Consider the following 25,420-nt stretch of genomic DNA (forward strand, 5'->3'; position numbering starts at 1 on the left):
CGACGCCGTGGACGGACCCGGGACGCCGGCCCTGCCGGCCGGCTACCGCCTCGCCGAGCTCGACGACGTCGCGGACCGCGCCGCCGTGATCGACCTCGACCGGTGGGCGTTCGCCTACGAGCTCTCGCCCGAGGACGAGGCGGTGGCCGTCTGGGAGCTCGAGCCCGGCCGCACCGTGGGCGTGTGGGACGAACGTGATCCCTCCGCGGCCCGCCTCGCCGCGATCCACTCCTCGTTCGCCTTCGAGCTGCCCGTCCCCGGCGGCGCCCGTCTCCCCGACCGCGGGACTGACCTGGGTGGGCGTCCACCCCGCGCACCGGCGGCGCGGGCTCGCCCGCGCGATGGTCACGTCCCACCTGGCGCGCTCGCTCGCCCGCGGGGAGGTCCTCTCCGCGCTCTACGCCGCCGAGACCGGGATCTACGGCCGTTACGGCTACGGTGTCGCCACCCAGCACGCCACCGCCAGGATCGGGCGGGGCGCCAGGCTGCGCGACGTCCCCGGGGCCGACGACCTCGTCGTCGAGCTCGACCGGCTCGACCCCGCCCGCCATCTCGACCTCCTCGAGGGCGTGCACGGCGCCGTCGAGCGGCCCGGCTGGATCCGGCGCCCCAGCGACGCGCTGCGCAGGCGCCACCGACGGCCCGACCGGCAAGACCTACCTGCTCAACAACGGCTGGGACCCCACCCACGACGCCTCCGTCGTCGTCGGCAACCACTACGACCGTGTCTACACCGGCGACTTCACAGGCAGCGGCCGCGACGCCGTGATCTGGCGCCGCGGGAACCTCTACGCCCTCGGCCGCTGCGCCCTCCCCTACGGCCGCGTCAACGACGAGACGTTCGTCGGCGACTGGGACGGCGACGGCACCGACACCCTGGCCGTGCGGCGCGGGCGCACGATCTACGCCTCCGACACCCCCTGCACCACCCGGGCCGACCACGTCTTCGCCTACGGCCGCCCCGGCGACGTCCTCCTCGTCGGCGACTTCGGACGGCGACGGCACCGACTCCTTCGCCGTGCGTCGCGGCAGGACTTACCACGTCAAGAACACCCTCGCCGGCGGCCGGGCCGACCGGGTCGTGGCGTACGGCCGCCCGCGCGACACCGTCCTCGTGGGCGACTGGGACGCGGACGGCCGCGACACCTTCGCCGTGCGCCGCGGCAACGTCTACCACGTCAAGAACACCCTCACCGGCGGCCGGTCGGACCGGGCGGTGGCGTACGGCCGCCACGGGGACACCGTCGTCGTCGGCGACTGGGACGGCGACGGCACCGACTCCCTGGGCGTCCGCCGGCCCGACGCGATTCCCGCCCCGCGCAACCGTTACGAGCAGATCGCCGCCGCCCACGGCATGTCGGTGCGCTACGCGGCGAAGGACAACCTGTGCGGGGCCGGCAAGGTCGGCTGCTTCGGCCCCGCGGTGCCGTACATCTGGATCTCGCTGACGAACGGCAGGGCACCCCGGTCCGCGGCGAAGATCGAGCACACCGCGTGGCACGAGGTCGGGCACTCGCTCCAGTACCGGGCCTGCGGGCACATGAAGCAGCGGCGGCTCGAGCCGGTGGCGAACGCGATCGCGGACCGGCTCCAGGGGGTGCGCGCACCGTGGCCCGGCGTCACCGCGCAGGACCAGGGCGACGCGGCGACCATCCTCGGCGGACGGTGCCCGCAGTGACGGGACCGGCCGCCGTCGGCCTCCCCGAGCGGCGGCGCTCACCCTGAGAGCCGCTCCACCCCGATGCCTCGGGTGCGGCTACCGTGGGCCCGCACCACGGCTGACGGACAAGGACGGGACATGGCATACCGCTCGGGCGAGAACTTCACGATCCTCACGGTGTGCACCGGCAACATCTGCCGCTCCCCCGCCGTCGAGCACCTCTTCCGGGCGGCGTTCGGCGCCACGAGCGGCGTCACGGTGGCGAGCGCGGGCACCGGTGCGCTGGTCGGGCAGCCGGTCCACGGCCCGATGGCCGACCTGCTGCGGGGCGTGGACGTCGACCCGGACGGCTTCGCCGCACGGCGGGTCACCGAGCAGATGCTGCGCGGCGCCGATCTGGTCCTTCCCCTCACCCGCGACCACCGCGCGCAGGTGGTCGACCTCGCCCCCGCGGCAGTGCGCCGGACGTTCACCGTTCGGGAGTTCGCCCGGCTGGCGTCGCAGGTGGACCGCGAGCAGCTCGAGGCACGAGTACCGGGCCGCGTCGTCCCCGCCACGACCCAGGACGAGTGACCCACCGGCGAGGGCGTCCGCCGCCGTGTCCGTGCGACCGAGCTCACCGAGGGTGACCCGGTCGGGCAGGGCGGCGACCCGGAGGACTCCCGGGCCGGCGGGGCCCAGGTTCGAGGCGCCGGCGAGCGCGACCTGCACCGGCGTGGCCCGGCCCGGCTCGAGCAGAACGCCCCGGCCGGGCACGGGGTCGCCCCCGTGGAGGTCACGGGGCACGCCCGCGAGGAGCGCCTCGGTCTCGTCCCTGGGCGCCAGGACCAGCCGGGTCCGCGCCGTCTCCGTCCACCTGGCGGCGAGCAGGGACGGTGGTCCGGACAGCACCGCCGCGACGCCGGCCCGCCTGCCGTCCCGCAGCGCGCGGGCGAGCAGCTGCAGCCCCTGCCCCGGACCGGCGATCTGGTCGAGCTGCTCGGCGACCGCCTCGGCGTCGTCGACGACGAGCAGCTGCGGCTCCCTCGCCTCCGTCACGAGCTCGAGCAGACGGGCCGCGCGCCGCGGGTCCGCACCGCCGGCGACGGTGCCCAGCGTCGGCCCGGAGAGGTCGGCGAAGCGGTGCGGCTCCGTGGCGAGCACGTGCACGACCGTGCCGGCGTGCAGGGCCGCGGCGACGACGCTGCGCAAGGTCTCCGTCCGTCCCGTACCAGGACCACCGGCCACCAGGAGGCCGGACGGCGCCCACACCCACGCGCCGAGGCGCTGCTCCTCCGGCAGGTCGGTGACGCCGAGCACGAGACCCTCGTCCGCCGCCCCCGTCGAACCGCCCGCGGTCACCTGTCCTCCGGGCCGCGCAACCCTCCCGTCGGATTCGGCCCGCACGGTGCTCAGCTCCACCCGGCGGGGCAGCGGCTGGGCCCACGGCCTCCCGGGCACCTCCCGCCGGCCGGGTGCCCCGGCCTCCGGCGCTCCGCCGTCCGCCTCCTCCCACGCGTCGCGGACCACGCGGACCGTGCGCCCCGCCCAGCCGTCGTCCCCGCACCAGGGGGCCTGGACGGTGCGAAGGCGGTCGGTCCGGACGAGAGCACGTCCCGGCACCGCCGGAAGCTCGGCCGCGCCGGCGGTGCCGACGACATCCTGGGACTCTGCTGCCTCGAGGACCCGCAGGCAGATCCGCACCGTGAGGTTGGCGCGCAGATCTGCGCTCACGGCTCCGCCGGGCCGCTGGGTCGCCAGGACGAGGTGGATGCCGAGCGACCGTCCCTGCGCCGCCAGACGGACGAGGGCGTCGAGCACGTCCGGGTGGGTGTCGGCCAGCACCCGGAACTCGTCCACCACGACGGCCAGCCGGGGCAGGTGCTCGGCCGGGTGGCCCGCGAGGTAGGCGGCGAGGTCCTTGGCGCCGGCGTCGGCGAGGAGCCGCTCGCGCCTCCTGACCTCCGCACGGAGGCTGGCCAGCGCCCGCGCGGTGGCCGCCGGCTCGAGGTCGGTGAGCACGCCCGCGGTGTGGGGCAGCCCGGCGAGACCCGTGAACGTCGCTCCGCCCTTGTAGTCGACGAGCACGAGCTGGAGCCGGTCGGGCGGGTGGCGCACGGCCAGGGCGAGGAGCCAGGCGAGCAGGAGCTCGGACTTCCCGGAACCGGTGCTGCCGGCCAGGAGGGCGTGCGGCCCGTGGGCCACCAGGTCCACCTCGACCGGTCCGTCCTCGGCGACGCCGAGCGGCGCGGAGAGACCGGGACCAGTGCCGGCCCACCGCCGCCGCACGAGGTCCGGGCTGTCCACGCGCCCGTCTCCGAGCAGGTCGCGGAGACGGACCTGTCCCGGCAGGGCGGACCGCTCCTCCTCCTGCCGGCCGGCCGTCAGCAGCCGCGCCACGGCGGCGGACCAGGCCTCGGACACCACGGTCGGTGGGGCCTCAACCACGCGCGTGCACCAGGCGGGGACGGCCCGGACCGACCCCACCAGCACCACGTGGACCGACTCCGGGGCCCCGCCGGCCGGGATCGGCTCGGCGGGCACCGGTATCCCCGGACCGGCCGTCGGCGGCGGCCCCAGGCCGCGCACGCTGGTGCGGGCGACGAGCACCACCGGGGTGCGGGTCCTCGACGTCGCGGGGCACGGGCCAGGCGTGGTCCGCCGCCCGTGAGCCGGTGACCAGCGCCGCGAGGGTGCTCTCGCCCGCGCCGCCGTGGGTGCCGAACCACCAGGGTGCGGCCCGCTCGGTGCGGACCCGCGCCGGCAGCCCGTTCTTCGGTGCCGGCACGCCCCGCTGCGGCATCGCCGGGCCGGTGGGCACGAGGAAGCGGTCGCCGGCGACGACGTCGTCGCGGCTCTCGAGCCGAGGATGGTTGCCCATCTGTGCGCCCCTTCGGGGGTTTGCGTCCGGAGACGGTCCTGATCGGACCACCATCATGCAGTCCCTACGTGATCATGGTGACCTAGTTGACACCACCAATACAGGGTGGACGAGCAGCGCGCCCGTCGGGCGCCACGAGGCCGGGACGGAGGTCCGATGCGGGAGGGTGCTGCCGCGGCGGTCCGCCTCGGCGTCGTGGCGCTGGTGCTCGGGTGCGCGCTGGGCGCCTGCACGCCGCCCGGGACCGGTGCCCGGCCAGGCCCGGCGGCGACCTCGGGACCGACCGCCGGCGGTGGTCAGACACCTGCGGCGAGGACGTCTCGGTGCTCGGGGTCGGGGTCGCGGCCCTGGCCGGGATGCGCGCCGGCGCGGACCTGGCCGCGGTGCTGACCGGCACCGACACCCGGCGGGTCGGGCGGGCCGCGGGCATCGAGGTCCTCGCCGCCCACCGCCGGATCGAGGCCTGGGCCGCCGGGCAGGTCGCCCTCGCCGCCGCCGGGCTGGCCGACGCGGCCACGTTCTTCGCCCATCCCGCGCTCGAGGAGCCGGTGGAGGTGACCGGGGAGGAGATCGCGATGCGCCTGGCCCTCTCCCGCCGCGAGGCCCGCACCCTGATCCGGGTCGGGCAGGGCCTGACCCGCACCTTCGCCGAGACCCGCGCCGCCCTGCACGCCGGGGTGATCGACTACCCCCGGGCCCGGGCGATCGTGACCACCCTGACGACCTCGCCCGGTCCCGGTCGCCGTCCAGGTCGAGGCCGAGGTGCTGGAGGAGGCCGACGGGCGCACCACCGCCCAGGTCCGCCGCGACCTGGCCCGGGCCCTGGTCCGGGTCGACCCCGAGGACGCCGAGGCCCGCCACGCCCGCGCCCGGGCCGGGCGCCACGTCAACCACACCCGCCAGCTCCCGGACGGGATGGGCTCGATCCACGCCGTGCTCCCGGCCGAGGACTGCGTCCAGATCGACCTGACCCTGGACGCCATCGCGCACGGGGCCCGCGACGACGGCGACCCGCGCACCATCGACCAGCTGCGCGCCGACGCCCTCCTCGCCCTGACCCACGCCGCCCTCATCGCCGGCACCACCGGCCCGACCGACCCCGCCACCCCGACACGAGCCGGCCTGCCGGCAGTGCCGACGCGCCGCGCGCAGCGGCGGCGACACCACCGGCGCGGGCGAAGCGGACACACCGGCGAGCCCCGACGCGCCGGCCGACGACCCACCGCCGGACGGCCCGCCACCGCCGGCCGGGGTGGAGTACCCGCCCCTGCACCAGCTGCTGCTGCGCTCGTGCGAACGCTTCACCGTCCCCGACATCCGCGTCCACGTCACCGTCCCGCTGGCCACCGTCCTGCCCCCCGACCCCGGCTCCGACGGCACAGCCCTGCCCACCGGCGACGGCACCGGCGACGGCGACGGCGACGGCGACGGCAGTGTCACGGGAAGCGGTCAGACCGGCGCCGGCGCGGCCGACGGCCGGCCGTCCGACGCGCCCCCCCGGCGCGCGGCGCCGAGCGGCGCCGGTCGCGCCGCAGCTCGAGCCGTCGCAGCGTCCCGAGCTGGGACGAGATCGTCTTCGGCGCCCGCCCGGAGTAGCGCCGGGACCACGCGGCCCTACTCCCCCAGCGGCAGAGTCTCCGGGCTCAGGCTGGCGGCGCTCGCCGACGCGGCGGTGGTCCGGCGGACGTGGTGGCGCCGGCACAGCACCTCGTAACCGACGTCCTCGGCGCGGTCCGTGTCCCCGACGACCACCTGCGCGCCCTCCGTGACCATCACGCCGCCGACCGTGCGCGCGTTGTGGGTGGCCCGGGCGCCGCACCAGCACAGCGCCTCCACCTGCAGCCGCTCCACGCGGTCGGCGAGCTCCAGCATCCGGGCCGAGCCGGGGAACAGGTGCGTGCGGAAGTCGGTGGTGATCCCGAAGCCGAAGACGTCGACGTCCATCTCGTCGACGAGGCGGGCGAGCTGCTCGACCTGCTCGGCGGAGTAGAACTGCACCTCGTCGCAGATGAGGTAGTCGACCCTGGCGCCCCGGGTGCGGCGGCGCACGACCTCGACCCAGAAGTCGGTCGTGTCGCGCACCTCCACCGCCGGCACGGCGAGGCCGAGCCGGGAGGACAGGACGGCCTCGCCGGCGCGGTCGTTGCGGGAGAAGATGAGGCCCTCGCGGCCCCGGGCGGCGTGGTTGTGGTCCATCTGCAGGGCGAGCGTGGACTTGCCGGAGTCCATGGTCCCCGAGAAGAAGACGAGCTGGGCCACTAGACCACCGTCCTGAGGAGCGGGACCGCCATCTCGGCCTCGGTGAGGGCGCCGTGCACCCCGACCAGGCCTATCGAGCCGGGCGTCTGGGTCCGCGAGTCCACGACGACGTCCCGGCCGCGCATGACGGCGACCACGTCCCCGACGGCGTCCAGACGCTCGGGCGCGACGGGCCCGAGCAGCCCGGTCGCGACCAGCTCGTCGCGCCCGACGACCCAGGCGGTCTCGCCGAGCACCTCCTGCCAGCGGGCCGCGACCTCCGGGGCGGCGCCCGGGGCGGTGTAGACGTGGTTGGCGCGCGGCTCCCCGGCCACGAGCTCGACGTCCTGCGCGAGGGCCGGCGTGGCGGCGACGTCGGTGCGCGTCACGACGTCGACCATGCCGTGGTCCGCCGTCACCACCAGGAGCGTGCCGGTGGGCAGCGACCGGGCCAGGCGGCGAAGCTCGCCGTCGGTCGCGCTGACCTCCTCGCCCCACTGCCACGAGCCCCACCCGCAGGTGTGCCCGACGTGGTCGACGTCGCCCCAGTACAGGTAGACCGCGGCGACGTCGGGCCGGCGCAGCTGCGCGACCGCGGTGTCGACGCGGTCGGCGAGCGACTCGGCGGTGACGTTGCGCATGCCGCGCAGGGCGCACTCGGTCAGTCCCGACCCCACGAACCGGGCGGGTCCGACGCTGACGACGGCGGGCAGCTCCTCGCCGGCGGCGCGGCGGCGCTCGAGCTGCTCGACCAGGGTGTCGCGGTGCTGCCACTCCCGCGGCCGCACGGTGGTGTCCTCCCACCGGATGAGGTTCAGCACGCCGCCGTCCGCAGGGTCCCGTACGGAGTAGCCGAGCATGCCGGTCGCACCGGGCAGCTCGCCGGTGCCGACGGCGGTGACCGCGGCCGCGGTGGTGGAGGGGAAGGTGCTGCGCAGGGTGAGCGCGTCGGGCAGCAGCGAGCGGAGGAACGGTGCGTGGCCGCCGCGCTCGACGAGCATCTGCATGCCGAGGCCGTCGACGAGGACCACGCAGACCTTCGCCGCGGCGGGCAGGCCGAGGTCCGCACGGTCCTCGGCGCTGGTGCGCCCCGCGGACGCGGTGGGCAGCCCGACCGCGTCCAGGCGCCCGAGAGCACGGCGCGGCGGGCCCGAGGGTGTCGGCACCGACGCCACGGCCGTCGACGGCCCGGCCGACGGTACGGCGCCGGGAGGGGCGCCGCGCGCCAGGCCCGTGCCGGTGCGCGAGCGCGGCCCGCGCCCTCCCGTGGTACGCGGGCTGCCGCTGGCCGCCTACAGCGACGACCAGCTCGACGACCTCGTCGCGTGGATCGAGTCCGACGGAGCCGGCCGGGACGACGAGGACCTCGTCGAGGAGCTGCGGGCGGAGCTGGCGCTCAAGCGTCGCGGCGCCCAGGTGGACGCCGTCCTCGGCCACGTGGTGCGCCGGCGGGCACGATGACCGACGACGCCGGCGGTACCGGCCAGGCGCGGCGGCGCCGGCGCCACCGTCGCGTCGTCGCGCTCTCGGACGTTGACCGGCGCCGGCTCGAGGCGGGGGGAGATCGCCGACCCGGTCGACGCCCTGCACAGCGGTGACGCGGGTCCCGTCGAGGTGTCGAAGACCCCGGAGGGCGGCGAGGGCGCGAACGACGCCCGCCTGCTCCGCGACGTCCCGCCGCACTGGGGCAGGCGCTGACGCCGGCGGGCCGCCCGCTCTCCGTCCTGCCGCGCTAGTTCGGCTGGGTGATGGTGATGGTCGAGCCGCTGGCGCCGTTGCCGGCGCCGGCGTTCCCGCCGTCGCCCCCGCGCTGCTGCGCGGCGAGGAGGTCACGGATCTCCGTGAGCACGCGGACGTCCTCGGCGGGCGCTCGGGCTCGACGTCGTGCGCCTTGCGGCGCGCGGCGAGCTTGTTGAGGGGCAGGACGACGAAGAAGTAGATCGCGGCCGCGACAAGGAGAAAGTTGACGAGCGCGGTGATGACGGCGCCCGGCTGGACCAGGGCGTCGCCGATCCGGAACTCGAGGAACTCGGTGAAGTCCGGCTTGCCCACCAGCCCGGCGATCAGCGGGTTGAGCAGGGAGTTGACGATGGAGTTCACGACAGTGGTGAACGCGGCGCCGACGACCACGCCCACCGCAAGGTCGACGGCGTTCCCCCGGGAGACGAACTCCCTGAAACCAGCAAGCATGCAACATCCTTCACGTCGGGCGTGACGCGGGGACCCGGCGTCACGGACTCCTGAGAACGGCGCGCAGGGGAGCCCAGGCGCTCGAGCCGACAAGTACCGTAGCGACTCGCTCGGGCGCCGCAACGTAGAGGTAGGTGACCTCCGCCATCCCGGGCTCGAGGAGACTCCCGCCCGACTCGGGCGTCCAGGTCGCCAGCACGACGACGTCCCGTGCGACGACCTGCGCCTGCGCCTCCACGCCCGTGACGTCGCTGCCGGCGGCGACGAGGTCGATCCGCTGCCCCGGCTCGGCGAGCCGGGCGGTGGCGGCGTCGGCCACCGGGACCGGGACGACGACGGCGCCTGCCGGCCGCTCGAGCAGGTCCGCGCGCTGAGCGCCGGCGTGCACGACGCCGTCGCCGCCGACGGGCGGGACTGGCCGGGCATCGTCAGCACCGACAACGAGGGCGGGACCGTCCAGCGCATGTCCGGACCGGTCGGGCCGTGGACGACGTTCCCGTCCTTCGCCGCCTCCGGACGGGCCGCCGCCGCGGGACAGCCGGGGCTCGTGCGGGACGCCCACGAGGCGATGGCGCGCGAGCTGCGCGCCTCCGGCGTCACCGTCGACTGGGCCCCGGTCGCCGACGTCACGGTGCCCGGCCAGGACGTCACCATCGGCTCCCGCTCGGCCGGCGACGACCCCGCCACGGTGAGCGCCGCCGTCGTCCCCGCGTTCCTGGGTCTTCTCGACGGCGGGGTGCTCGCCTCGGTGAAGCACTTCCCGGGCCACGGCTCGCTGACGACCGACTCCCACCTGGCCCTGCCGGTCCACGGGGGCAGCGCCGAGGACATCGCCGCGAACGAGCTTCCGCCGTTCGAGGCCGCCGTCGAGGCGGGCGTTCCGATGGTCATGGTGGCGCACGTCGACGTTCCCGCCTGGGACCCGGGCGTCCCGGCCTCGCTCTCGCCGGAGGCGTACCGGATCCTGCGCGAGGACCTCGGCTTCTCCGGCGTCACGGTGACCGACAGCCTCGGGATGGGGGCGGCTGGCCACCGTCGGGGACGCGGGCGACGTCGCGGTCGCCGCCCTCCGGGCCGGCGCCGACCTGCTGCTCAACCCGGCGGACAACGCCCTGGCCCACGCGGGCGTCGTCGAGGCGCTGCAGAGCGGCACGCTCGACCGGGCGCGGCTCGAGGAGTCGAGCTCGCCGTGCGGCGGATCGTGGACGCGCTGCCCGAGCACGCCACCGGGCAGCAGCGGCTTGATGCCGTCGAGCACGTGCTCACCCGGAGGCTGATGACCGCCGTCCTGGACCAGCTGCCGCCGGCGGTGGCCGGATACGCCTGGTTCGGTCTCGCCCGGTGGCTGCTCGGGTCGCGCGCCCGGCGCGGCGAGCTGGCGGCCGTGCTGCGCGGGCTGCCGAACAACGTCACCACCGACATGGACCTGACCCTGTGGCGGAGCGCGACCCTCCTGCGCGACGACCCGGCGTCCGCATCGCTCTTCCGCGGCACCGAGCCCGGAGAGATCGCCCGGCGCTACGCCGAGGGATCGCTCCCGGACACCGCCCAGCACGCGCTGCGGGGCTTCCTCGCCGTCTACGGCCACCGCGCCGTCGCGGAGATCGACCTCGGGGCGCCGCGCTGGTCCGAGGACCCCACGCACGTCGTCAACGTCCTCACCAACTACCTGCGGCTGGACAGCCCCGACCTGGCGCCGGACCGGCAGTTCGCCCGCGCCGCCGAGGAGGCCGAGGCGATGGCCGCGGAGCTGGCCGGGGCGCCGCCCGGCCGGCGACCGAGCCACGCTCACCTGGGTGGGGGACGACTGGCTCCGCACCGACCCCCGCCCCGCCCGGGACGCCGACAGGAGCTCCGCCGGAAGGACCGCCGGAAGCGCCGCCGTGGAGGGGACGCGGTGAGCCGCACCTCCTGGCAGAGCCTCGCCCTGCTCGCGCTCGGCGGTGGCCTGATCTCCTACCTGGTGCTCGAGGGGGTCGAGGCGCGGGGGCTCCTTCCGGTGCCGGTGCCGCTCGTCTCCGCCCTCGGGCCGGCGCTCCTCGCCGTCGTCCTGCTGTGGCTGGGCCGGGGCGTGCGGCGCCTGGTGCAGCAGGAACCCACCTCCATGACGCCCCTGGGGGCCGCGCGCGTGGTGCTCCTGGCCAAGGCGAGCTCCCTGGTCGGCTCCGTGCTCGTCGGCTACTTCGCCGCGCAGGTCCTCGTCGCCCTGGACAACCTCTCCGCCCCGCTGCCGCGGCAGCAGGCCGTCGCGGCCGGCCTCGCGCTGCTGGCCGGCCTGGCGCTCGTCGCCGTCGCGCTGCTGGTGGAGTGGTGGTGCCGCGTCCCGCCCGACGACGAGGACGACCCCTCCGGCGCGAACCACGGCGCCTCCGCCGCCTGAGAGGTTCCGACCGAAGGATGATGGAACCGCCCGCGAACTCTGCCAGGCTGAGGAAGTGACCGAGGAGATGACGACGAGCGGCGCGCCCGCGACCGACGGCGGCCGTGGTGCCCGCAACCCCTTCGAGCCCGCCGGGATCGCGTTCACGCCGGTCTCCCGGGGACTCGTGACCGCCCGCCTGGTCACCGTGGTCGCCTGGTTGCTGCTGCCGGCCGCCGGGTCGGTCGCCCTGGGCGTCCTCGTGGGCGGCTGGACGTGGGCGGCCCCCGCCGTCGTGCTCGCCGTGCTGGGCTGGCTGCTGTGGCTGGTCCCGCGCCAGGTGCACGCCATCGGGTACGCCGAGGCCGACGACGACCTCCTCGTGCGCAAGGGCATCCTGTTCCGCTCGCTGACCGTCGTGCCGTACGGCCGCATGCAGTTCGTCGACGTCAACGCGGGCCCGCTGGACCGCCGCTGCGGCGTGGCCCAGGTGCGTCTGCACACCGCCGCCGCGCAGACGGACGCCACCATCCCGGGGCTCCCGCCCGAGGAGGCCGCACGGCTGCGCGACCGTCTCACCGCCCGCGGCGAGGCGAGGCTGGCGGGGCTGTGACCGCGCAGCACCCGGGTCCTGAGCACGGCGCCTGGCCGGAGGACGCTCCCGGGGCCGCCGCGGCGGCCGGGCCCGTCTGGCGCGCGCGTACCACCGGGGTCGCTCCGGCCTCGACCCGCCGGGAGGCGCGCGTGGCACGATGAGCGCCGTGACCACCCTGGTGCCCCTCGTCGTCGGCCGCGCCGGCCCGCTCGACCAGCTGCGCAGCACCTGGGACGCCGCCCGCGCGGACAGTGCGCGCACCGTCCTGGTCGCCGGCGAGGCGGGCATGGGCAAGACCACCCTCGTCACCCGCTTCGCGGAGCTGATCGCCGAGGAGGCCGACGTCGTCTCCGGCCAGTGCGTCGCCTTCGCCGGGGACGGGATGCCCTACGCCGCCGTCGTGCAGATCCTTCGTACGCTGGTCGACCGGCACGGGCGGGACGCCGTGCTGGAGTGGGCGGGCGCCGGCTGGGCCTCCCTCGGCGCCCTCCTGCCGCAGCTGGACGCGCCGACGTCGGAGTCGGGCATGGAGAGGCTGCGCCTCTACGAGGCCATCGCCCGCGTCCTGGAGGGGGCTGCCCGCCGGCGCCCTCTCCTCGTCGTCGTGGAGGACCTCCACTGGGGCGACCCGTCCACCTGGCACCTGCTGCGCTTCCTCGCCCCCGCGCTCGGGGACGCGCCGCTGCTCGTGCTCGCCACCTACCGCGACGACGAGCTGCCCGGACGGCACCCCCTCCGGCCCGTGCTCGCCGAGCTGCTCCGCCAGCGCGGCACCACCCGGCTCGACCTCGGCCCCCTCGCCCCCCGGGTCCGTCGCGGACGCCCGCGAAGGGTTGTGGATACGGACCGGACGGTCGCCCGCCCGGACGGCGTCCCGCCCGGACGGCCCCCGCCCGGACGGTGCCGCGCCCGTGCGGTCAGGCCGCCAGCGCCGCCACCGGCGGGGTGCGCACCGCCGAGCGTGCGGGGAGGACCGACGCGCCCAGGCCCGCGACCAGGGCCACCACGGCCACCGCGCCGAGGTGCAGCCACGGCACGGCGGGCGTGACGTCGCCCGTGGCGCCGAGCAGCACCGCGGACCCGGCCCAGCCGTAGAGCATCCCCAGCACCGCGCCGAGCGCCGTGCCGACGAGGGCGATCAGCGCGCCCTCGACCATGAGGGTGCCGCGCAGCTGCGAGCGGGTCAGGCCCACCGCCCGCAGCAGGGCGTGCTCGTGGCGCCGCTCGATCACGGACAACGACAGCGTGTTCGCCACCCCCACGAGGGCGATCAGCACCGCCACGCCCAGCAGGCCGATCACGATCGCCAGCAGCGTGTCGATGACCTCCGCGTAGATCTGCCGCTCGGCGGCCAGCCCGGTCACGTAGGGCACGGCACCGTCGCTCGCCTCCACCACCGCGTCCTGGACCTCCCGCACCTGCTCGGCCGCCGGCACGTCGTCGGCCAGGCGGGCCCACACCTCCACGACCGGCGCCCCGGGCGACAGCTCGTCGAGCGTGGCGGCCGTCGCGAGCGCCAGCGTGCCGGCGGGGACGACGACCACGGTGCGGCTGACCCGGGCGTCCGGGGTGCTCATGGTGACGTCCTGCCCGTTCGCCAGCCCGGCCGTCTCGGCGACCTTGTCCCCGAGGAGCAGCACGTCGTCGTCCAGGTCGGTGAACAGGGCCTGGTCGCGCACGACCTCGACGGCGCTGGCCGGGTCGATCCCGAGAACCTCGACCTCCGCGGCGGAAGTGCCGGAACCGAGCCGCACCGGCGCGGCCGTGACCGGCGTCGCCAGAGACACGCCCTCGACGCCGCGCACGGCGTCGAGGTGCGCGGCGGTGACCTGCTCGCCCTCGACAAGGACGTCGACGGGGAAGGTCTCCGCGAGGGCGCGGTCCAGGCTGGTGCGCGCGGTTGCCGCGCCGGTGGCCATCATGACGACCAGGGCGACCCCGATGACGAGCGCGGAGGCGGTCGCCGAGGTCCGGCGCGGGTTCCGGGTGGAGTTGACCGTGGCGAGCCGGGCCGTGGCGCGGTGCCGTCCGGCGAGGGCGGCGAGCGCGGCACCGGCGGCGGAGACGGCGCGCGGCACCAGGCTCTCCGGCGCCGCCGACGAGGTCCCGGACAAGCAGGGTCGCGTCACGATCCCCCCGGCGCTGCGCAAGTACGCCGGCCTCACCAGGGACCTGGCCGTGATCGGCGCCGGGACCCGGATCGAGATCTGGGACGCCGCGGCCTGGGAGACGTACCTGACCGAGCAGGAGCAGGCCTTCGCCGAGACCGCGGAGGAGGTGGTTCCCGGACTCTTCTGAGGTTCCACCCGCTCCCGTCCGGACCGACCGCACCACCCCGCACGACGAGGTCTCTCACCGCGACTCTGACGCACTTCCCCGGCGCAGAGCAGGCGGAGGGAGTCCTGGTCGGGCGGTGGAGGGCCCGACAGCGCACGGACAATCTCAACATGCGCGCCGCGTTCCTCGAGGTCCTCAACGACGCGCTCGGCTCGGTCGCGGTGATCGTCAGCGCGGTCGTCATCGCGACCACGTCGTTCGAGCGCGCCGACGCCATCGCGGCCATGTTCATCAGCCTGCTCATCGTCCCGCGCACCCTGGTGCTGCTCCGGGAGTCCACCGACGTGCTCCTCGAGGCGACCCCGCGCGGCCTCGACCTGCAGGCCGTACGCGGGCACATCCTCGAGCTGGAGCACGTCTGGACGTCCACGACCTGCACGCCTCCCAGATCGCCACCGGACTTCCCCGTGCTCTCCGCCCACGTGGTGCTCGAGGACGCGTGCTTCCACGACGGCCATGCCCCGCACGTCCTCGACCAGCTCCAGGCCTGCGTCGCCGAGCACTTCGACATCGACCACAGCACGCTGCAGATCGAACCCCTTGGACACCGGCAGCATGAACCGGTCTTCCACAGCGGCCGAGCGTGCCGGCGGGCCGGGGCGTGGGGTGACGCCGCGACGCACCGGCGAGGGCTGCCGCGGGCGCGGACCCGCGCGCGTACGGTGGGCGCGTGGAGGGGACGGAGGCGGTGCTCGAGGCGTTCGGCCGGCACCTCGGCCTGCAGCGGAACCTCAGCGCGCACACCGTGCGTGCCTACCTCGGCGACGTCACTTCGCTGCTCGCCCACCTGGAGGAGCACGGCGTCGCCCTCGACGAGCTCGACGTCACCGTCCTGCGGTCCTGGCTCGTCGGGCAGCAGCGCCGGGGCATGGCCCGCTCCACCCTCGCGCGCCGCGTCGCTGCCGTCCGGACCTTCTGCACCTGGGCGGCACGCACCGGGCACCTCCGCACCGACGTCGGGGCCCGGCTGCGCAGCCCGCGACCCGACCGGCATCTCCCCGTGGTCCTCGGGGTGGGGGACGCGGCGGGCCTGCTCGACAGGGCGGCGGAGCGGGCCGACGACGACGACCCCGTCCACCTGCGCGACTGGGCCGCCCTCGAGCTCCTCTACGCCACCGGCGTGCGGGTCAGCGAGCTCGTCGGCATCGACGTCGACGACCTGGACCCCGCGGAACGCACCGTGCGGGTGCGGGGAAAGGGGAACAAGGAGCGCGTGGTGCCGTTCGGGGTCCCGGCCCTGCGGGCCGTCACGGCGTGGCGGGAGCGGGGGCAGGCCCCGGCTGAGCCGCCCCGCCGGCGGACCCGCGCTCTTCCTGGGTGCGCGCGGCGGGCGACTCGACCCGCGCACCCTGCGCGGGGTCCTGCACCGGCTCACCGCAGCCGCCGGCGTGCACGACATCGCCCCCCACGGACTGCGCCACTCCGCGGCCACGCACCTGCTCGCCGGCGGCTCCGACCTGCGCACCGTGCAGGAGGTGCTGGGGCACAGCTCGCTCGCCACGACCCAGCGCTACACGCACGTGACCCCGGAGCGCCTGCGCGCCGCCTACACCCAGGCGCACCCGCGCGCCTGACCCGCCGCGGCGCCGAGCGTTGGGGCGGTCCTCACCCGGCGAGGTCCATGTCCTCGGGCAGCAGGCGGACGACGACGTCTGCGCCGAGCAGGCGGAGCGGGTCCACGTAGGTGCGCGGAGCCGTGCGGGCACCGAGATGCAGGCAGGTCGTCAGCCGGAGGACCGGGCAGTGGCCGGCCTCGAGGTGTCCGATCGTCTCCCCGGCGGCCACACGCTGGCCCTCCCGCACCGCCGGGCGCACCGGCTCGTATGTGGTGCGGACGCCGTCGGCATGGTCGACCGACACCACCGGCCGGTCCACCACGGTCCCGGCGAAGGCGACCACGCCGTCGGCCGCGGCCACCACCCGGGCTCCCACGGCGAGCTCGAGGTCGACGCCGCGGTGCCCGGGCGACCAGGGGGCCGACGGGGCGTCGAAGGCCCGCACCAGTGCGGCCGCCCACCGGTGGGCCAGACGTACCCGGCGGGGCCCGCACGACGAGCTCCGGCGCGAGGCGCACGTCGTGCGGGGGCGCGCCGGCGCACAGCTCCTGCGCGTTGGCCACCGCGGCGGTACCGAGCGCGGCGAAGTCCTGGCGCACGGTCGTCAGGGGCGGGTCGAAGAACCCCGCGCCGGGGACGTCGTCGAACCCGGTGACGACGACGTCGTCCGGCACGTGCGCGCCGTCGTCGCGCAGGGCGGCGACGACGCCGAGCGCGAGGTGGTCGTTGGAGGCGACTACCGCGTCCGGCAGCCCGCCGGCGGCGACGGCCCGGCCCGCCCGGTAGCCGTCCTCCGCGTCCCACGAGTGCGCGTCGACCACCGCCGGCGTCAGGCCCAGCTGCGGCGCGAGCCGCTCGAAGGCCTCGATGCGGGAGGTGGCGTCGGTCCAGCTGCGGGGCCCGGCGACGTGCGTGACGGTGCGGGCGCCGCGCGCGCGGAGGTGCTCGAGCGTCGCGCGGACGCCGGCCTCCTGGTCGACCGAGACGGTCGACACGCCCGGCAGGCCGTGCTGGCCCGAGAGGAGCAGGACCATGGGGACGTCGTCGTGGTGGGCGAGCAGCACGGGCACGGTCGCGCCGTGCTGGGCGAGGACCACCACGCACTCCGGGCGCTGGAGCGCGATGCTGCCCATCGCGGTGGCGACGCCCTCGGCGTCGTCGGCCGCCACCCGGGTGATCGTCACGAGCAGGCCGGCCTGGCGGGCCGCCTCCTCCACGGCGAGCAGCGTCGCCGCCAGTCCGTGGTAGACGGTGCCGACGACGAGCACGCCGAGCAGGTTGGTGCGGCGCGAGGCGAGGGACCGGGCCTGGAGGTTCGGCCGGTAGCCGAGCTGGTCGACGACGCCGAGCACCTTGGACCGGGTGGACTCGCGCACGGCGGCGGAGCCGTTGAGCACCCTGCTGACGGTCTGCAGGGACACTCCGGCGGCGCGTGCGACGTCGGCCATCACGACCTCTCGGCGTGTCATGGGTCTCCTCTCCCCGGTCGTGCCGGTCGCACCGGCGTCCTCCCCCACCGCGTCCTCCTCACCGGCCGTACTGCGTGCGCAGCGCGATCAGCGTCTCGATCGCGTCCTCGGGCAGTTCCCGTGCGCCGCCGACCAGCCTGAGCAGGTAGTTGACCCGCGCGGTGTACTCCAGGCGTTCCATGGCCAGGTAGGCGTCGTTGAGGTCGGTCCCCCCAGGTCAAGGCACCGTGCTGCTCGAGCAGGCAGCCGTGGTGGTCGCGCACGAAGGCCACGACGACCTCCCCGAGCTCGTCGGTCGAGGGCGTGGCGTACGGGGCCAACGGGATCTCCGGCATGTGGATGACCGACTCGGGCAGCATCCGCAGTGTCAGCGCCTCGCCGCGGACCGCGAAGACGGTGCCGAACATGGGGTGGGCGTGGACGACGGCTCCTACCCGCTCGTCGGCCTTGTACACCTTCAGGTGCATCCGCAGCTCCGACGACGGCTTCCAGGGCGGGGTGACGTCGAGGACCGCTCCGTCCGGCCCGACCTTGGCGATCTTCCGAGGCGTCAGCGAGCCCTTCGACACCGAGGCCGGCGTGCACAGGATCTCCCCCGTCGGCAGGCGCGCCGTGATGTTGCCGTCGTTGGCGGCGACCATCTGCTGCTGCCACAGGTTCCGGCCGACGTCACAGATCTGCTCGCGCAGCTCCTTCTCCTCGGGCGTCATCAGATCAGTTCCTTCCGGTCGGTCGGCAGCGCGGTCGTGGCGTCGGCGAGGTCGGCGAGAGGGTGCAGCGCGGCGTCGACGTCACCCGGCTCGGTCACGGTGGTGGGGACGGACGCCGCGAGCACGCGGGCACCGTCGTCGGGCCCGAGGTGGCCGAGGGTCTGGAGCTGGGCGAGGGCGGACCCGACGGCGGAGGCCTCCGCCGCGCCGGCGACCACCGGCAGCCGGCAGGCGGCCGCCGTCATCTCGACGAGCAGGGTGTTGCGCACCCCGCCGCCCACGACGACGACGTGGTCGGGGCTGATCCCGGTCAGACGGGACAGGTCCGCGACCTCGCGGGCGTAGGCGACGGCGAGGGACTCCAGCACCGTGCGCACCAGCTGCCCGCGGTCCGCCGGCCGGGCGCGCCACGCTCCGCGAGCAGCTGCGCAGCATGGGTGAGCCCGGCCCGGTCCGCCGTCGGCGGCGCACGACGAGGCCCCGCCGGGTGGTCGTCCTCCTCGACGTCTCCGGCTCCATGTCTCCCTACACCGACTCGCTCCTGCGCCTGGCTCACACGATGGTCCGGGCGGCGCCGCGCACCACGGAGGTCTTCACCCTCGGCACGCGCCTGACCCGCGTGACGGCCGCCCTGCGCGAGCGCGACGCCGACCGCGCGCTCCTCGCGGCGGGGGAGGCCGTCCCGGACTGGTCGGGCGGCACCCGGCTGGGCGAGACTCTCGCGGCCTTCCTCGACCGGTGGGGGCGGCGCGGGACCGCCCGCCAGGCCGTCGTCGTCATCTGCTCCGACGGCTGGGAGCGGCAGGGCCCGGACGTGCTCGCCGAGCAGATGCGACGCCTCCACGGCCTCGCGCACACCGTCGTGTGGGCCAACCCGCACCGCGGCAGGGCCGGCTACCGGCCCGTGCAGGCGGGCATCGTCGCCGCGCTGCCGCACGTCGACGTCTTCGTCCCGGGCCACTCGATGGCCACGTTCGCCGAGCTGCTGGAGGTGGTGGGCAATGCGTGACGTCCTGGACGAGCTCCTGGGGTGGTGGCGGGCCGGGGAGAGCGTGGCGATGGGCACCGTCGTCGCCACGTTCAGCTCCGCACCGAGGCCCCCGGGCGCGGCGATGCTGGTCGGCCCAGGCGGGGAGGCGGTGGGCTCGGTCTCGGGCGGGTGCGTCGAGGGCGCGGTCTACGCCACCGGCGAGGACGTCGTCGCCTCCGGGACGCCCACGCTCGAGCGGTACGGCATCAGTGACGAGTCCGCCTTCGCCGTCGGCCTGACGTGCGGCGGGATCCTCGACGTCTTCGTCGAGCGCGTCTCGCAGGCCGACTTCCCCGAGCTCGGGGACGTTGCCGACGACGTGCGGGCCGGGCGGCCCGTCGCCGTCGCCACGGTCGTGGCCCACCCGCCACGCCCTCGACCACGGCGCGCACCAGGTGGGCCCGGCCGTGCCGGGGGGGTCAGCCCGACGAACGCGCCGCGGGCGTTCGGGGTCCACAGCGGGGCCCGCTCGCCGAGGAGGTGGGGCAGGAAGAACAGGCCGTCGTCGGCGGCGCGGACGCCGGCGGCCTCGTCGAGCAGGTGTGCGACGTCGTCGCCCACCGCGCCGGCGATCCAGTCGAGGGCGGTGCCGGCCGACTGCATCGTCGCGATCGGCACGTACCGGTCGGGCACCACGTGGCAGAACGTCATGGTCCGCCGGGCGGGGTCGAGGGCGGGCCGGTCGGCCGCCAGCGCCAGCCAGGCCGAGGAGCCCAGGCAGACGTACGGGTCGTCGTCGGGACTGAGGGATCCGGCGGCCACCGAGGCGGTCGGCCCGTCGCCGCCGCCGAGCACCACCGGGGTGCCGGCGCGCAGCCCGGTCGCCGCGGCGGCGTCGGCCGGGAGGGTGCCGACGACGGTGGTGGAGGGGACGACGTCGGGCAGGAGCCGCGCGGGCAGGCCGGTCGCCTCGGCGAGCTCGCTCCACCACCGCCGTTCCTGGAGCAGGTACAGGTTGGTCCCGGAGGCGTCCGAGGGGTCGGTCACGACCCTCCCGGTGAGGCGGGCGACGACGAAGTCCTTGGCCTGGACCAGGTGGTCAGCGCGGGCGAGGACGTCCGGCTCCTCCTCCGCGACCCACAGCGCCTTGGTGAGGGTGTAGCTCTCGGACAGCCGATGGCCGGTGCGGCGGTAGACCTCCGCCGGGTCGACGGTGCGGGCGACCCGCCCGGCCTGGGCGGTGCTGCGGCGGTCCGCCCAGATCATGGCCGGCCGGACCGGGTCCAGCGCGGCGTCGAGCAGGACCGCGCCCTGCATGTGCCCGGACAGCACCACCCCTTCGACGCCGTCGGCGGGACGGCCGGCGGTCGCGAGCAGCTGCCGGGTCGCGACGGCGACGGCCCTTGCCCAGTCCTCCGGGTCCTGCTCCGCCTCGCCACCCGGGCCGTACCGGACCGGGTAGGTGACGGTGACGGAGGCGAGCAGGCGTCCCGCGTCGTCGTGCAGGGACGCCTTGCATCCGCTGGTGCCGAGGTCGTGCGCCACGATGCTCATGCCGAGCCTCCCGCGGCCGGCCGTCCGGCGCCTGCCCCCGGCCGCGCAGCTCGGCCACGCCCTCGCCGGTGCGCCCGGACACGGCCAGCACCTCCACGCCCCGTCAGGCCGTCACGCTCGAGGAGGCCGGCGAGGTCGCGCAGCACGCCGTCGCGCTCCCCCGGCGCGAGCGTGTCGATCTGGTTCAGCACCACCATGGTGACGTCGGCGTGCGCGGCCATGGGTGCGAGGTAGCCGCGGTGGACGACGGCGTCCGCGTACTTCTGCGGGTCGAGGACCCACACGAGCACGTCGACCGTGCCCGCCATGCGCGTGGCGATGCGGCGGTGCTCGCGGGCCGTGGAGTCGATGTCCGGCAGGTCGAGCAGGACGAGTCCGTCGAGCTCCTCCGGGCCCGTCGCGCGGGTGCGCTCGGGCACGTCGAGCCAGTCGAGCAGCTCGGCGGCGTCGTCCTCTCCCCACACCGCCGCCAGGGGGCGGGTCGTCGTCGGCCGTCGCGCGGCGGCCCTGGCGACCTCCCGCCCGACCAGCGCGTTGAAGAGCGTCGACTTGCCCGACCCGGTGGCGCCGAGGAGGGCGACGACGGTCCGGCCGGTCGCCAGGTTCTGCCGCTGCTCGGCCCGCTGCACGAGCGCCTGCGCCCGCTCGTGCCGCGATCCGCCGTCGGCGAGGCCTCGGCGGTCGACCTGCGTCCCGTCGTCGTCCCGCTCGGTCTCACCGTTCCCGCCGACCTCGGCCCCGGCACCGCGGTCGACCTGTGGCTGACGCCTCCGGCCCCCGTCGCCGGGGTCGGGCAGCAGGCCGCGGAGGCCCCGGAGCCCGAACTCGTCGCCGCCGAGCTCGTCGTCGCCGAGATCGTGAAGGACGACTCGGTGCTCGCCAGCTCCACCGGCACCTCCGTCGAGCTCCTGGTCCCTCGGCTCGATCTGCCGGACGTGCTCGCCGCCCTCTCGTCCGACGGACAGCTCGTCGCGGTCCCCACCTTCGTCGGCGCGAACGCCGGCGCGGCGGGCACGGAGGGCGGCACCGCGTGAGCGTGGGGATCCTGCTCGCCCTCGCCGGACCGGTCGAGAGCGAGGTGGTGCAGGCGCTGGACTCGCCGGGCTCCGGGGTACGGGTCGTGCGGCGCTGCGCCGACCTGCCGGAGGTTCTCGCGGCGGCCGCGGCGGGGCTCGGGCGGATAGCCGTTCTCGACGCAGAGCTGCCGGGCGTGGACCGCGCCGTGGTCGCCCGGCTGCGCGCGGCCGGGGGTGCGGACCGTGCTCGTCGCCGCCCCGGACCAGGCGGAGCGCTGCCGGTCGCTCGGGGCGGACACGGTCGAGCCGGCGGCCGCAAGTTCCGACGCGCTCGCGGACGCGGTGATCTCGCTCGCCCGCCGGGCCGGGCGGACCGACGACGCGAGACGGCGGCCGCGAGCACCTCCGCCGGTCCGGTGGGCGGGAGCGCCGCCGACGGGTCGGCGGACCTGGTGGCGGCGGGGGCCGGTTCTCCCCGACCGGGGTCCGGGGCGACGGGCGGCCCCGGTGCGTGGCGTGCCGGCCGAGCCGCGAGAGGTCGGAGCCGAGCGGCCGCCCCGGTGGTGCCGAGGACGTCCAGCGCCGGCGCGCCCCGAGGCGCCGAGGCCGACGACCGCCACGCGGGCGCCGTCGAGGTCGAGCGGGGCCCCACCGGTCATGACGGCGCCACCGAGACCCACTCGGCGTAGAACATGCCGAGGCCGATCGCGACGCACAGGGCGGCGATGATCCAGAAGCGCACGACGATGGTGACCTCGCCCCAGCCCTTGAGCTCGAAGTGGTGGTGCAGCGGGGCCATGCGGAACACACGCTTGCCGGTCATCTTGAAGAAGCCGATCTGGATGACGTCGCTCATCACGATGATGACGAAGAGGCCGCCGAGGATCACGGCGAGGAACTCGGTGCGGGTGAGGATGGACAGGCCGGCCAGCGCGCCGCCGAGGGCCAGGGAGCCGGTGTCGCCCATGAAGATCTGCGCGGGTGAGGTGTTCCACCACAGGAACCCGAAGCAGGCGCCGACGATGGCGGCCGTGACGATGGCGAGGTCGCGCGGGTCCCGGACCTCGTAGCAGCCGGGCCCGGGCTCGGTGAGGTACTGGCAGGACTGGTTGGACTGCCAGATCGTGATGACCGTGTAGGCGCCGAAGACGAACATCGACGCCCCGGTGGCGAGGCCGTCGAGGCCGTCGGTGAGGTTGACCGCGTTGGACCAGGCGGTGATGAGGAAGTTGGCCCACAGCACGAACAGCACGAGCCCGAGGCCGGCGCCGGCCCAGGCGAGGTCGATGCCGGTGTCCCGGATGAAGGAGATCCGGGTGGAGCCCGGCGTGCGGTAGTTCTCGTTCTCGAACTGCAGCGCGAGCACGGCGAACGTGATGCCGATGACGGCCTGGCCGACGAGCTTCCCGCGCTCGTCGAGGCCGAGCGAGCGCTGGCGGGAGATCTTGATGTAGTCGTCGAGGAACCCGATCAGGCCCATGCCGACCATGAGGAAGAGCAGGAGCAGGCCGGAGGCGTTCGGCAGCCGGCCGGTGACGATGTTGGAGACGGCGTACCCGAGCACCGTGGCGCCGATGATGACGACCCCGCCCATGGTGGGGGTGCCGCGCTTGGTGAAGTGGGCGGTCGGTCCGTCCTGGCGGATGAACTGGCCGTAGTTCTTCGCCACGAGCAGGCGGATGAACAGCGGGGTGCCTGCCATGGCCACGATCAGGGCCACCGCCCCCGCGATGAGCACGGACATCATGACGCGGTCCTCCCGGTGGTGCCCTCGAGCAGCGCGTCGGCCAGCCGCCAGATGCCGGAGCCGTTCGAGCCCTTGAGGAGCACGACGTCGCCGCGGCGCAGCCGCTCCTCCAGGAGGGTCCGGGCGGCGTCGACGTCGGGGACCTGGAGCACCTCGCTGGCGGCACCGTCAGCGGCCCCGCGGGCGGCGCCGTCGGCTCCGGCGGCCTCGCGGGCGCCGGGGACGGAACGATGACGCGCCAGGAGCCGTACGCCGACCGTCGCGAGGCCGGGTGGGCGCTCGCCGACGAGCTGAGGGACTACGCCGGGCGCGACGACGTCCGTGCTCGGCCTTCCGCGTGGCGGCGTCCCGGTGGCCGCGGTGGTCGCGCAGGCGCTCGGGGCGCCGCTGGACGTGGTGGTCGTGCGCAAGCTGGGCGTGCCGGGCCAGCCCGAGCTGGCGATGGGGGCCATCACCGGCGTGGGGGAGGACGTGGTGGTGGTGCGCAACGAGCGCGTTCTCGGGCACACCGGAGTCCGTGAGCACGCCTTCCGCAAGGTGCTCGACGCGGAGAAGGCGGAGCTGCGCCGCCGGGAGGAGCTCTACCGGGGCGACCGTCCCCCGCTGCCCGTGCAGGGCAAGGTGGTGCTCCTCGTCGACGACGGGCTCGCCACCGGATCGTCCATGCGGGCCGCCATCGCGGCGCTGCGGCTGCAGCACCCGGCGCGGCTGGTGGTCGCCGTGCCCGTGGGGTCGGCATCGAGCTGCGCGGGAGTGGGCCGGGAGGCCGACGACGTCGTCTGCGCCTGGGCCCCCGAGCCGTTCTACGGGGTGGGCCAGGGCTACTACGACTTCTCCCAGACCTCCGACGCCGAGGTCCGCGACCTGCTGGCCGCCTCCCGCGAGCGGTGGGACAGGGCCGCGGCCGCCGGCGCGGACGGCGGGGAGACGGATCCGGGCCGGCGCCGAGACCGCCGGCCGCCCCCCGTCCGCCACCCGTGGCGGGCACCGAGCGTGACCAGGTAGGCGGCGACCGCCCCGACCGGGACGGCGATGCCGAACCCGGCCACGACCCCGGCCAGCAGCGCGTCGGTCACTACTGGTAGCTGACGAAGGCGGGCCGCGGCTCGACCTGCATGGTCTGCTCCGGGGTGAGCATGGGGACGTCCTCGTCGTAGAAGTTCTTCCAGCCCCAGTGGGCCACCGCAGGGGCGTTGGCGTGCAGGGTTCGCCAGGTGGTCTGCTTGTCCCCCTGGGCGCCCTGCCCGTCCGCGTGGATGACGACGGCAAGCTCCGAACGGAACTGGTCGACGTCGTTGACGCCGGGGATCATCCGCACCTGGAACTGGTGGAGGACGAGGACCTTCTGCGGCAGGTTGTTCGCCCGCGTGAGGTCCGCGAGCCACGTCACGACCTGGTTGACCTCGGCGACGTCCACCTGGCCGATCTGGCGCAGGTGGACCTGGTCGGGCCGCAGCCGCCACTCCGGGTCCAGCGCGAGGCCGACGTTCGGCAGCTTCAGCAGTTCCTCGTACCGCCTGGCCTGGGTGACGAAGTCGGTGCGTCCGGGCTGCAGGTCGAGGACCACGTACTGGCCGTGCTCGTGCGCGGCCTCCACGAGCGGGCGGAGCTGGTCGACGCTCCGCTCGGCGGAGTAGTCGCCGTCCTCGCCGGGGCCGCTCGACGCGACGGTGGCGATGATCTCGAGCGCGGGGACGACCTGCGTGTCCGTGAGGGCCCGGTAGGGCTCGGCGTGCTCGGCGGCCCGCGCGACGGTGGCCGGGACGTCCTGCTCGCCCAGCACCCCGAGCGCGCCGGAGCCCGGTGTGCCGTACAGCGCCACGTACGTCTTCCCGGGCAGCACGAGCTGGCCGCCCCCGGGCAGCTCGGTGCCCGTCGCGGCGGTCGCGGTCCGCCACGTCAGGGTGTCGGCGTGGGGGCCTCGGCGGGCGTCTCCGTCGCCGGGCTCGCGGGGGGCCTCGCTCGGCGGCTCCGTGGCCGTCGCGGGAGCCCCGGCGGATGCCTCCGTCGCGGCCGACCCGGACTGCGGTGGCACATCGCCGGACGTGACCGCGGAGGCCGTGCCGGGCAGCGCGACGAGAACCGTGCTGAGAAGGGTCCCGGCGAGGAGCCGGACGGGGTGAGCGCGCATGGAGATACTTCCGTTAGGGCACAAAGGT

At 75.8% G+C, this 25,420-nt stretch carries 25 protein-coding genes and 10 pseudogenes; 18 read left to right on the top strand and 17 right to left on the bottom strand.

Going from position 1 to position 25,420, the window contains the following annotated elements; translation table 11 throughout:
* Positions 1 to 296: 296 nt before the first annotated feature.
* The 3 genes and pseudogenes from DA06_RS20265 to DA06_RS20275 form a co-directional block, all read left to right on the top strand.
* Positions 297 to 386: pseudogene (locus DA06_RS20265) on the top strand (hypothetical protein); the annotation flags it as partial.
* Between the two features lie 632 nt (positions 387 to 1,018).
* The gene (locus DA06_RS20270; protein WP_043503781.1) at positions 1,019 to 1,678 is read left to right on the top strand and encodes an FG-GAP repeat domain-containing protein; all 660 of its coding nucleotides are present in this window, start codon (positions 1,019 to 1,021) and stop codon (positions 1,676 to 1,678) included.
* Between the two features lie 120 nt (positions 1,679 to 1,798).
* Positions 1,799 to 2,233 (top strand): hypothetical protein, encoded by a 435-nt coding sequence (locus tag DA06_RS20275; RefSeq protein WP_418608121.1) that lies wholly within the window; start codon positions 1,799 to 1,801, stop codon positions 2,231 to 2,233.
* Between the two features lie 1,158 nt (positions 2,234 to 3,391).
* On the opposite strand, the pseudogene DA06_RS20280 reads toward DA06_RS20275, so the two are convergent.
* The 3 genes and pseudogenes from DA06_RS20280 to DA06_RS20290 all read right to left on the bottom strand — a co-directional run.
* Positions 3,392 to 4,183: pseudogene (locus tag DA06_RS20280) on the bottom strand (FtsK/SpoIIIE domain-containing protein); the annotation flags it as partial.
* Positions 4,080 to 4,520: a hypothetical protein gene (locus DA06_RS20285; protein WP_418605871.1), complete on the bottom strand. Its 441-nt coding sequence runs from the start codon at positions 4,518 to 4,520 to the stop codon at positions 4,080 to 4,082. The gene DA06_RS20285 and the pseudogene DA06_RS20280, both read right to left, overlap by 104 nt.
* A gap of 296 nt (positions 4,521 to 4,816) precedes the next feature.
* Positions 4,817 to 5,191 carry a hypothetical protein gene (locus DA06_RS20290; protein ID WP_418605872.1) on the bottom strand — a complete coding sequence of 125 codons (375 nt, stop codon included), beginning with the start codon at positions 5,189 to 5,191 and terminating at the stop codon, positions 4,817 to 4,819.
* A gap of 76 nt (positions 5,192 to 5,267) precedes the next feature.
* Between DA06_RS20290 and DA06_RS20295 the strand changes: the two are divergent.
* A pseudogene (locus tag DA06_RS20295) lies at positions 5,268 to 6,116 on the top strand (DUF222 domain-containing protein); the annotation flags it as partial.
* 18 nt (positions 6,117 to 6,134) lie between these two features.
* Here the strand turns inward: DA06_RS20295 and DA06_RS20300 are convergent.
* Together DA06_RS20300 and DA06_RS20305 are read right to left on the bottom strand one after the other, a co-directional pair.
* The gene (locus DA06_RS20300; RefSeq protein ID WP_043503806.1) at positions 6,135 to 6,779 is read right to left on the bottom strand and encodes a thymidine kinase; all 645 of its coding nucleotides are present in this window, start codon (positions 6,777 to 6,779) and stop codon (positions 6,135 to 6,137) included.
* Positions 6,779 to 7,924 (bottom strand): alkaline phosphatase family protein, encoded by a 1,146-nt coding sequence (locus DA06_RS20305; protein ID WP_418605873.1) that lies wholly within the window; start codon positions 7,922 to 7,924, stop codon positions 6,779 to 6,781. Before DA06_RS20305 ends, DA06_RS20300 begins: the two co-directional genes overlap by 1 nt.
* A 100-nt stretch (positions 7,925 to 8,024) precedes the next feature.
* Here DA06_RS20305 and DA06_RS20310 point away from each other — a divergent pair, with 100 nt between their 5' ends.
* On the top strand, positions 8,025 to 8,219 hold the full coding sequence (locus DA06_RS20310; RefSeq protein WP_418605875.1) for a hypothetical protein: 195 nt from the start codon (positions 8,025 to 8,027) through the stop codon (positions 8,217 to 8,219).
* A gap of 72 nt (positions 8,220 to 8,291) precedes the next feature.
* Positions 8,292 to 8,456, top strand: a complete 165-nt coding sequence (locus tag DA06_RS20315) for a hypothetical protein (RefSeq protein ID WP_418605876.1) — start codon at positions 8,292 to 8,294, stop codon at positions 8,454 to 8,456.
* Between the two features lie 225 nt (positions 8,457 to 8,681).
* Here DA06_RS20315 and mscL read toward each other — a convergent pair.
* Positions 8,682 to 8,948 (bottom strand): annotated as a pseudogene (gene mscL, locus DA06_RS20320) (large conductance mechanosensitive channel protein MscL); the annotation flags it as partial.
* Between the two features lie 40 nt (positions 8,949 to 8,988).
* Entirely contained in the window at positions 8,989 to 9,336 is a 348-nt protein-coding gene (locus DA06_RS20325) for a hypothetical protein (RefSeq protein ID WP_418605877.1), read from the bottom strand.
* On the opposite strand from DA06_RS20325, the gene DA06_RS20330 reads away from it, so the two are divergent.
* The 3 genes and pseudogenes from DA06_RS20330 to DA06_RS20340 form a co-directional block, all read left to right on the top strand.
* Positions 9,331 to 11,328, top strand: coding sequence for a DUF3180 family protein (locus tag DA06_RS20330; protein WP_418605878.1), 1,998 nt, complete (start codon positions 9,331 to 9,333; stop codon positions 11,326 to 11,328). The genes DA06_RS20325 and DA06_RS20330 overlap by 6 nt on opposite strands.
* Positions 11,329 to 11,395: 67 nt before the next feature.
* Complete coding sequence (locus DA06_RS20335; RefSeq protein ID WP_043503825.1) at positions 11,396 to 11,920, top strand: PH domain-containing protein; 525 nt, start codon at positions 11,396 to 11,398, stop codon at positions 11,918 to 11,920.
* A 139-nt stretch (positions 11,921 to 12,059) separates the two neighbouring features.
* Positions 12,060 to 12,581 (top strand): annotated as a pseudogene (locus DA06_RS20340) (ATP-binding protein); the annotation flags it as partial.
* Between the two features lie 238 nt (positions 12,582 to 12,819).
* On the opposite strand, the gene DA06_RS20345 reads toward DA06_RS20340, so the two are convergent.
* The gene (locus DA06_RS20345) at positions 12,820 to 13,824 is read right to left on the bottom strand and encodes an ABC transporter permease (protein ID WP_418605879.1); all 1,005 of its coding nucleotides are present in this window, start codon (positions 13,822 to 13,824) and stop codon (positions 12,820 to 12,822) included.
* Between DA06_RS20345 and DA06_RS20350 the strand changes: the two genes are divergently transcribed.
* The 4 genes and pseudogenes from DA06_RS20350 (at position 13,823) to DA06_RS20365 (ending at position 15,813) form a co-directional block, all read left to right on the top strand.
* Complete coding sequence (locus DA06_RS20350) at positions 13,823 to 14,200, top strand: division/cell wall cluster transcriptional repressor MraZ (RefSeq protein WP_418605880.1); 378 nt, start codon at positions 13,823 to 13,825, stop codon at positions 14,198 to 14,200. The genes DA06_RS20345 and DA06_RS20350 overlap by 2 nt on opposite strands.
* 104 nt (positions 14,201 to 14,304) lie before the next feature.
* A pseudogene (locus DA06_RS20355) lies at positions 14,305 to 14,769 on the top strand (cation diffusion facilitator family transporter); the annotation flags it as partial.
* A gap of 215 nt (positions 14,770 to 14,984) precedes the next feature.
* A pseudogene (locus DA06_RS20360) lies at positions 14,985 to 15,449 on the top strand (site-specific integrase); the annotation flags it as partial.
* Between the two features lie 151 nt (positions 15,450 to 15,600).
* Positions 15,601 to 15,813: a tyrosine-type recombinase/integrase gene (locus tag DA06_RS20365; RefSeq protein ID WP_418608124.1), complete on the top strand. Its 213-nt coding sequence runs from the start codon at positions 15,601 to 15,603 to the stop codon at positions 15,811 to 15,813.
* A gap of 31 nt (positions 15,814 to 15,844) precedes the next feature.
* Here the strand turns inward: DA06_RS20365 and DA06_RS20370 are convergent, their stop codons facing one another.
* The 4 genes and pseudogenes from DA06_RS20370 to DA06_RS20385 form a co-directional block, all read right to left on the bottom strand.
* The gene (locus tag DA06_RS20370) at positions 15,845 to 16,240 is read right to left on the bottom strand and encodes a peptidoglycan DD-metalloendopeptidase family protein (protein ID WP_418608125.1); all 396 of its coding nucleotides are present in this window, start codon (positions 16,238 to 16,240) and stop codon (positions 15,845 to 15,847) included.
* A gap of 100 nt (positions 16,241 to 16,340) precedes the next feature.
* Positions 16,341 to 17,264, bottom strand: a pseudogene (locus tag DA06_RS20375) (LacI family DNA-binding transcriptional regulator); the annotation flags it as partial.
* Positions 17,261 to 17,974: a class II aldolase/adducin family protein gene (locus DA06_RS20380; RefSeq protein ID WP_418605881.1), complete on the bottom strand. Its 714-nt coding sequence runs from the start codon at positions 17,972 to 17,974 to the stop codon at positions 17,261 to 17,263. The gene DA06_RS20380 and the pseudogene DA06_RS20375, both read right to left, overlap by 4 nt.
* Positions 17,974 to 18,351: an FGGY-family carbohydrate kinase gene (locus DA06_RS20385; protein ID WP_043503848.1), complete on the bottom strand. Its 378-nt coding sequence runs from the start codon at positions 18,349 to 18,351 to the stop codon at positions 17,974 to 17,976. Before DA06_RS20385 ends, DA06_RS20380 begins: the two co-directional genes overlap by 1 nt.
* An 8-nt stretch (positions 18,352 to 18,359) precedes the next feature.
* On the opposite strand from DA06_RS20385, the pseudogene DA06_RS20390 reads away from it, so the two are divergent.
* Positions 18,360 to 18,983: pseudogene (locus DA06_RS20390) on the top strand (vWA domain-containing protein); the annotation flags it as partial.
* A 49-nt stretch (positions 18,984 to 19,032) separates the two neighbouring features.
* A pseudogene (locus DA06_RS20395) lies at positions 19,033 to 19,149 on the top strand (XdhC family protein); the annotation flags it as partial.
* 2 nt (positions 19,150 to 19,151) lie between these two features.
* Here the strand turns inward: DA06_RS20395 and DA06_RS20400 are convergent.
* Both DA06_RS20400 and DA06_RS20405 read right to left on the bottom strand, forming a co-directional pair.
* Positions 19,152 to 20,498 (bottom strand): xylulokinase, encoded by a 1,347-nt coding sequence (locus DA06_RS20400; RefSeq protein WP_418605883.1) that lies wholly within the window; start codon positions 20,496 to 20,498, stop codon positions 19,152 to 19,154.
* Positions 20,495 to 21,127, bottom strand: coding sequence for a GTPase (locus DA06_RS20405; protein WP_418605885.1), 633 nt, complete (start codon positions 21,125 to 21,127; stop codon positions 20,495 to 20,497). The genes DA06_RS20400 and DA06_RS20405 overlap by 4 nt, the downstream gene beginning before the upstream one ends.
* A gap of 18 nt (positions 21,128 to 21,145) precedes the next feature.
* Between DA06_RS20405 and DA06_RS20410 the strand changes: the two genes are divergently transcribed.
* On the top strand, positions 21,146 to 21,532 hold the full coding sequence (locus DA06_RS20410) for a hypothetical protein (RefSeq protein WP_418605886.1): 387 nt from the start codon (positions 21,146 to 21,148) through the stop codon (positions 21,530 to 21,532).
* Positions 21,529 to 22,203, top strand: a complete 675-nt coding sequence (locus DA06_RS20415; RefSeq protein ID WP_418605888.1) for a hypothetical protein — start codon at positions 21,529 to 21,531, stop codon at positions 22,201 to 22,203. The genes DA06_RS20410 and DA06_RS20415 overlap by 4 nt, the downstream gene beginning before the upstream one ends.
* Here DA06_RS20415 and mraY read toward each other — a convergent pair.
* Positions 22,170 to 23,261 carry a phospho-N-acetylmuramoyl-pentapeptide-transferase gene (gene mraY / locus DA06_RS20420; protein WP_043503868.1) on the bottom strand — a complete coding sequence of 364 codons (1,092 nt, stop codon included), beginning with the start codon at positions 23,259 to 23,261 and terminating at the stop codon, positions 22,170 to 22,172. The genes DA06_RS20415 and mraY overlap by 34 nt on opposite strands.
* Positions 23,258 to 23,671, bottom strand: a complete 414-nt coding sequence (locus DA06_RS20425) for a hypothetical protein (protein ID WP_418608355.1) — start codon at positions 23,669 to 23,671, stop codon at positions 23,258 to 23,260. The genes mraY and DA06_RS20425 overlap by 4 nt, the downstream gene beginning before the upstream one ends.
* On the opposite strand from DA06_RS20425, the gene DA06_RS20430 reads away from it, so the two are divergent.
* Complete coding sequence (locus tag DA06_RS20430; RefSeq protein ID WP_418608126.1) at positions 23,622 to 24,266, top strand: phosphoribosyltransferase; 645 nt, start codon at positions 23,622 to 23,624, stop codon at positions 24,264 to 24,266. The two genes, DA06_RS20425 and DA06_RS20430, sit on opposite strands and share 50 nt — an antisense overlap.
* 70 nt (positions 24,267 to 24,336) lie before the next feature.
* Here DA06_RS20430 and DA06_RS20435 read toward each other — a convergent pair whose 3' ends face one another.
* Positions 24,337 to 25,392: a hypothetical protein gene (locus DA06_RS20435; RefSeq protein ID WP_418605889.1), complete on the bottom strand. Its 1,056-nt coding sequence runs from the start codon at positions 25,390 to 25,392 to the stop codon at positions 24,337 to 24,339.
* Between the last annotated feature and the right edge of the window lie 28 nt (positions 25,393 to 25,420).

The organism is Georgenia sp. SUBG003 (assembly GCF_000715355.2).
In the GTDB taxonomy this organism is placed as follows: domain Bacteria; phylum Actinomycetota; class Actinomycetes; order Actinomycetales; family Actinomycetaceae; genus Georgenia.

Coding starts and splice junctions, on each gene's coding strand:
- DA06_RS20285 (WP_418605871.1), bottom strand. CDS start 4,520: ATGGGCAACCATCCTCGGCTCGAGAGCCGCGACGACGTCGTCGCCGGC.
- DA06_RS20275 (WP_418608121.1), top strand. CDS start 1,799: ATGGCATACCGCTCGGGCGAGAACTTCACGATCCTCACGGTGTGCACC.
- DA06_RS20400 (WP_418605883.1), bottom strand. CDS start 20,498: ATGAGCATCGTGGCGCACGACCTCGGCACCAGCGGATGCAAGGCGTCC.
- DA06_RS20435 (WP_418605889.1), bottom strand. CDS start 25,392: ATGCGCGCTCACCCCGTCCGGCTCCTCGCCGGGACCCTTCTCAGCACG.
- DA06_RS20380 (WP_418605881.1), bottom strand. CDS start 17,974: ATGACGCCCGAGGAGAAGGAGCTGCGCGAGCAGATCTGTGACGTCGGC.
- DA06_RS20345 (WP_418605879.1), bottom strand. CDS start 13,824: ATGATGGCCACCGGCGCGGCAACCGCGCGCACCAGCCTGGACCGCGCC.
- mraY (WP_043503868.1), bottom strand. CDS start 23,261: ATGATGTCCGTGCTCATCGCGGGGGCGGTGGCCCTGATCGTGGCCATG.
- DA06_RS20350 (WP_418605880.1), top strand. CDS start 13,823: ATGACGACCAGGGCGACCCCGATGACGAGCGCGGAGGCGGTCGCCGAG.
- DA06_RS20335 (WP_043503825.1), top strand. CDS start 11,396: ATGACGACGAGCGGCGCGCCCGCGACCGACGGCGGCCGTGGTGCCCGC.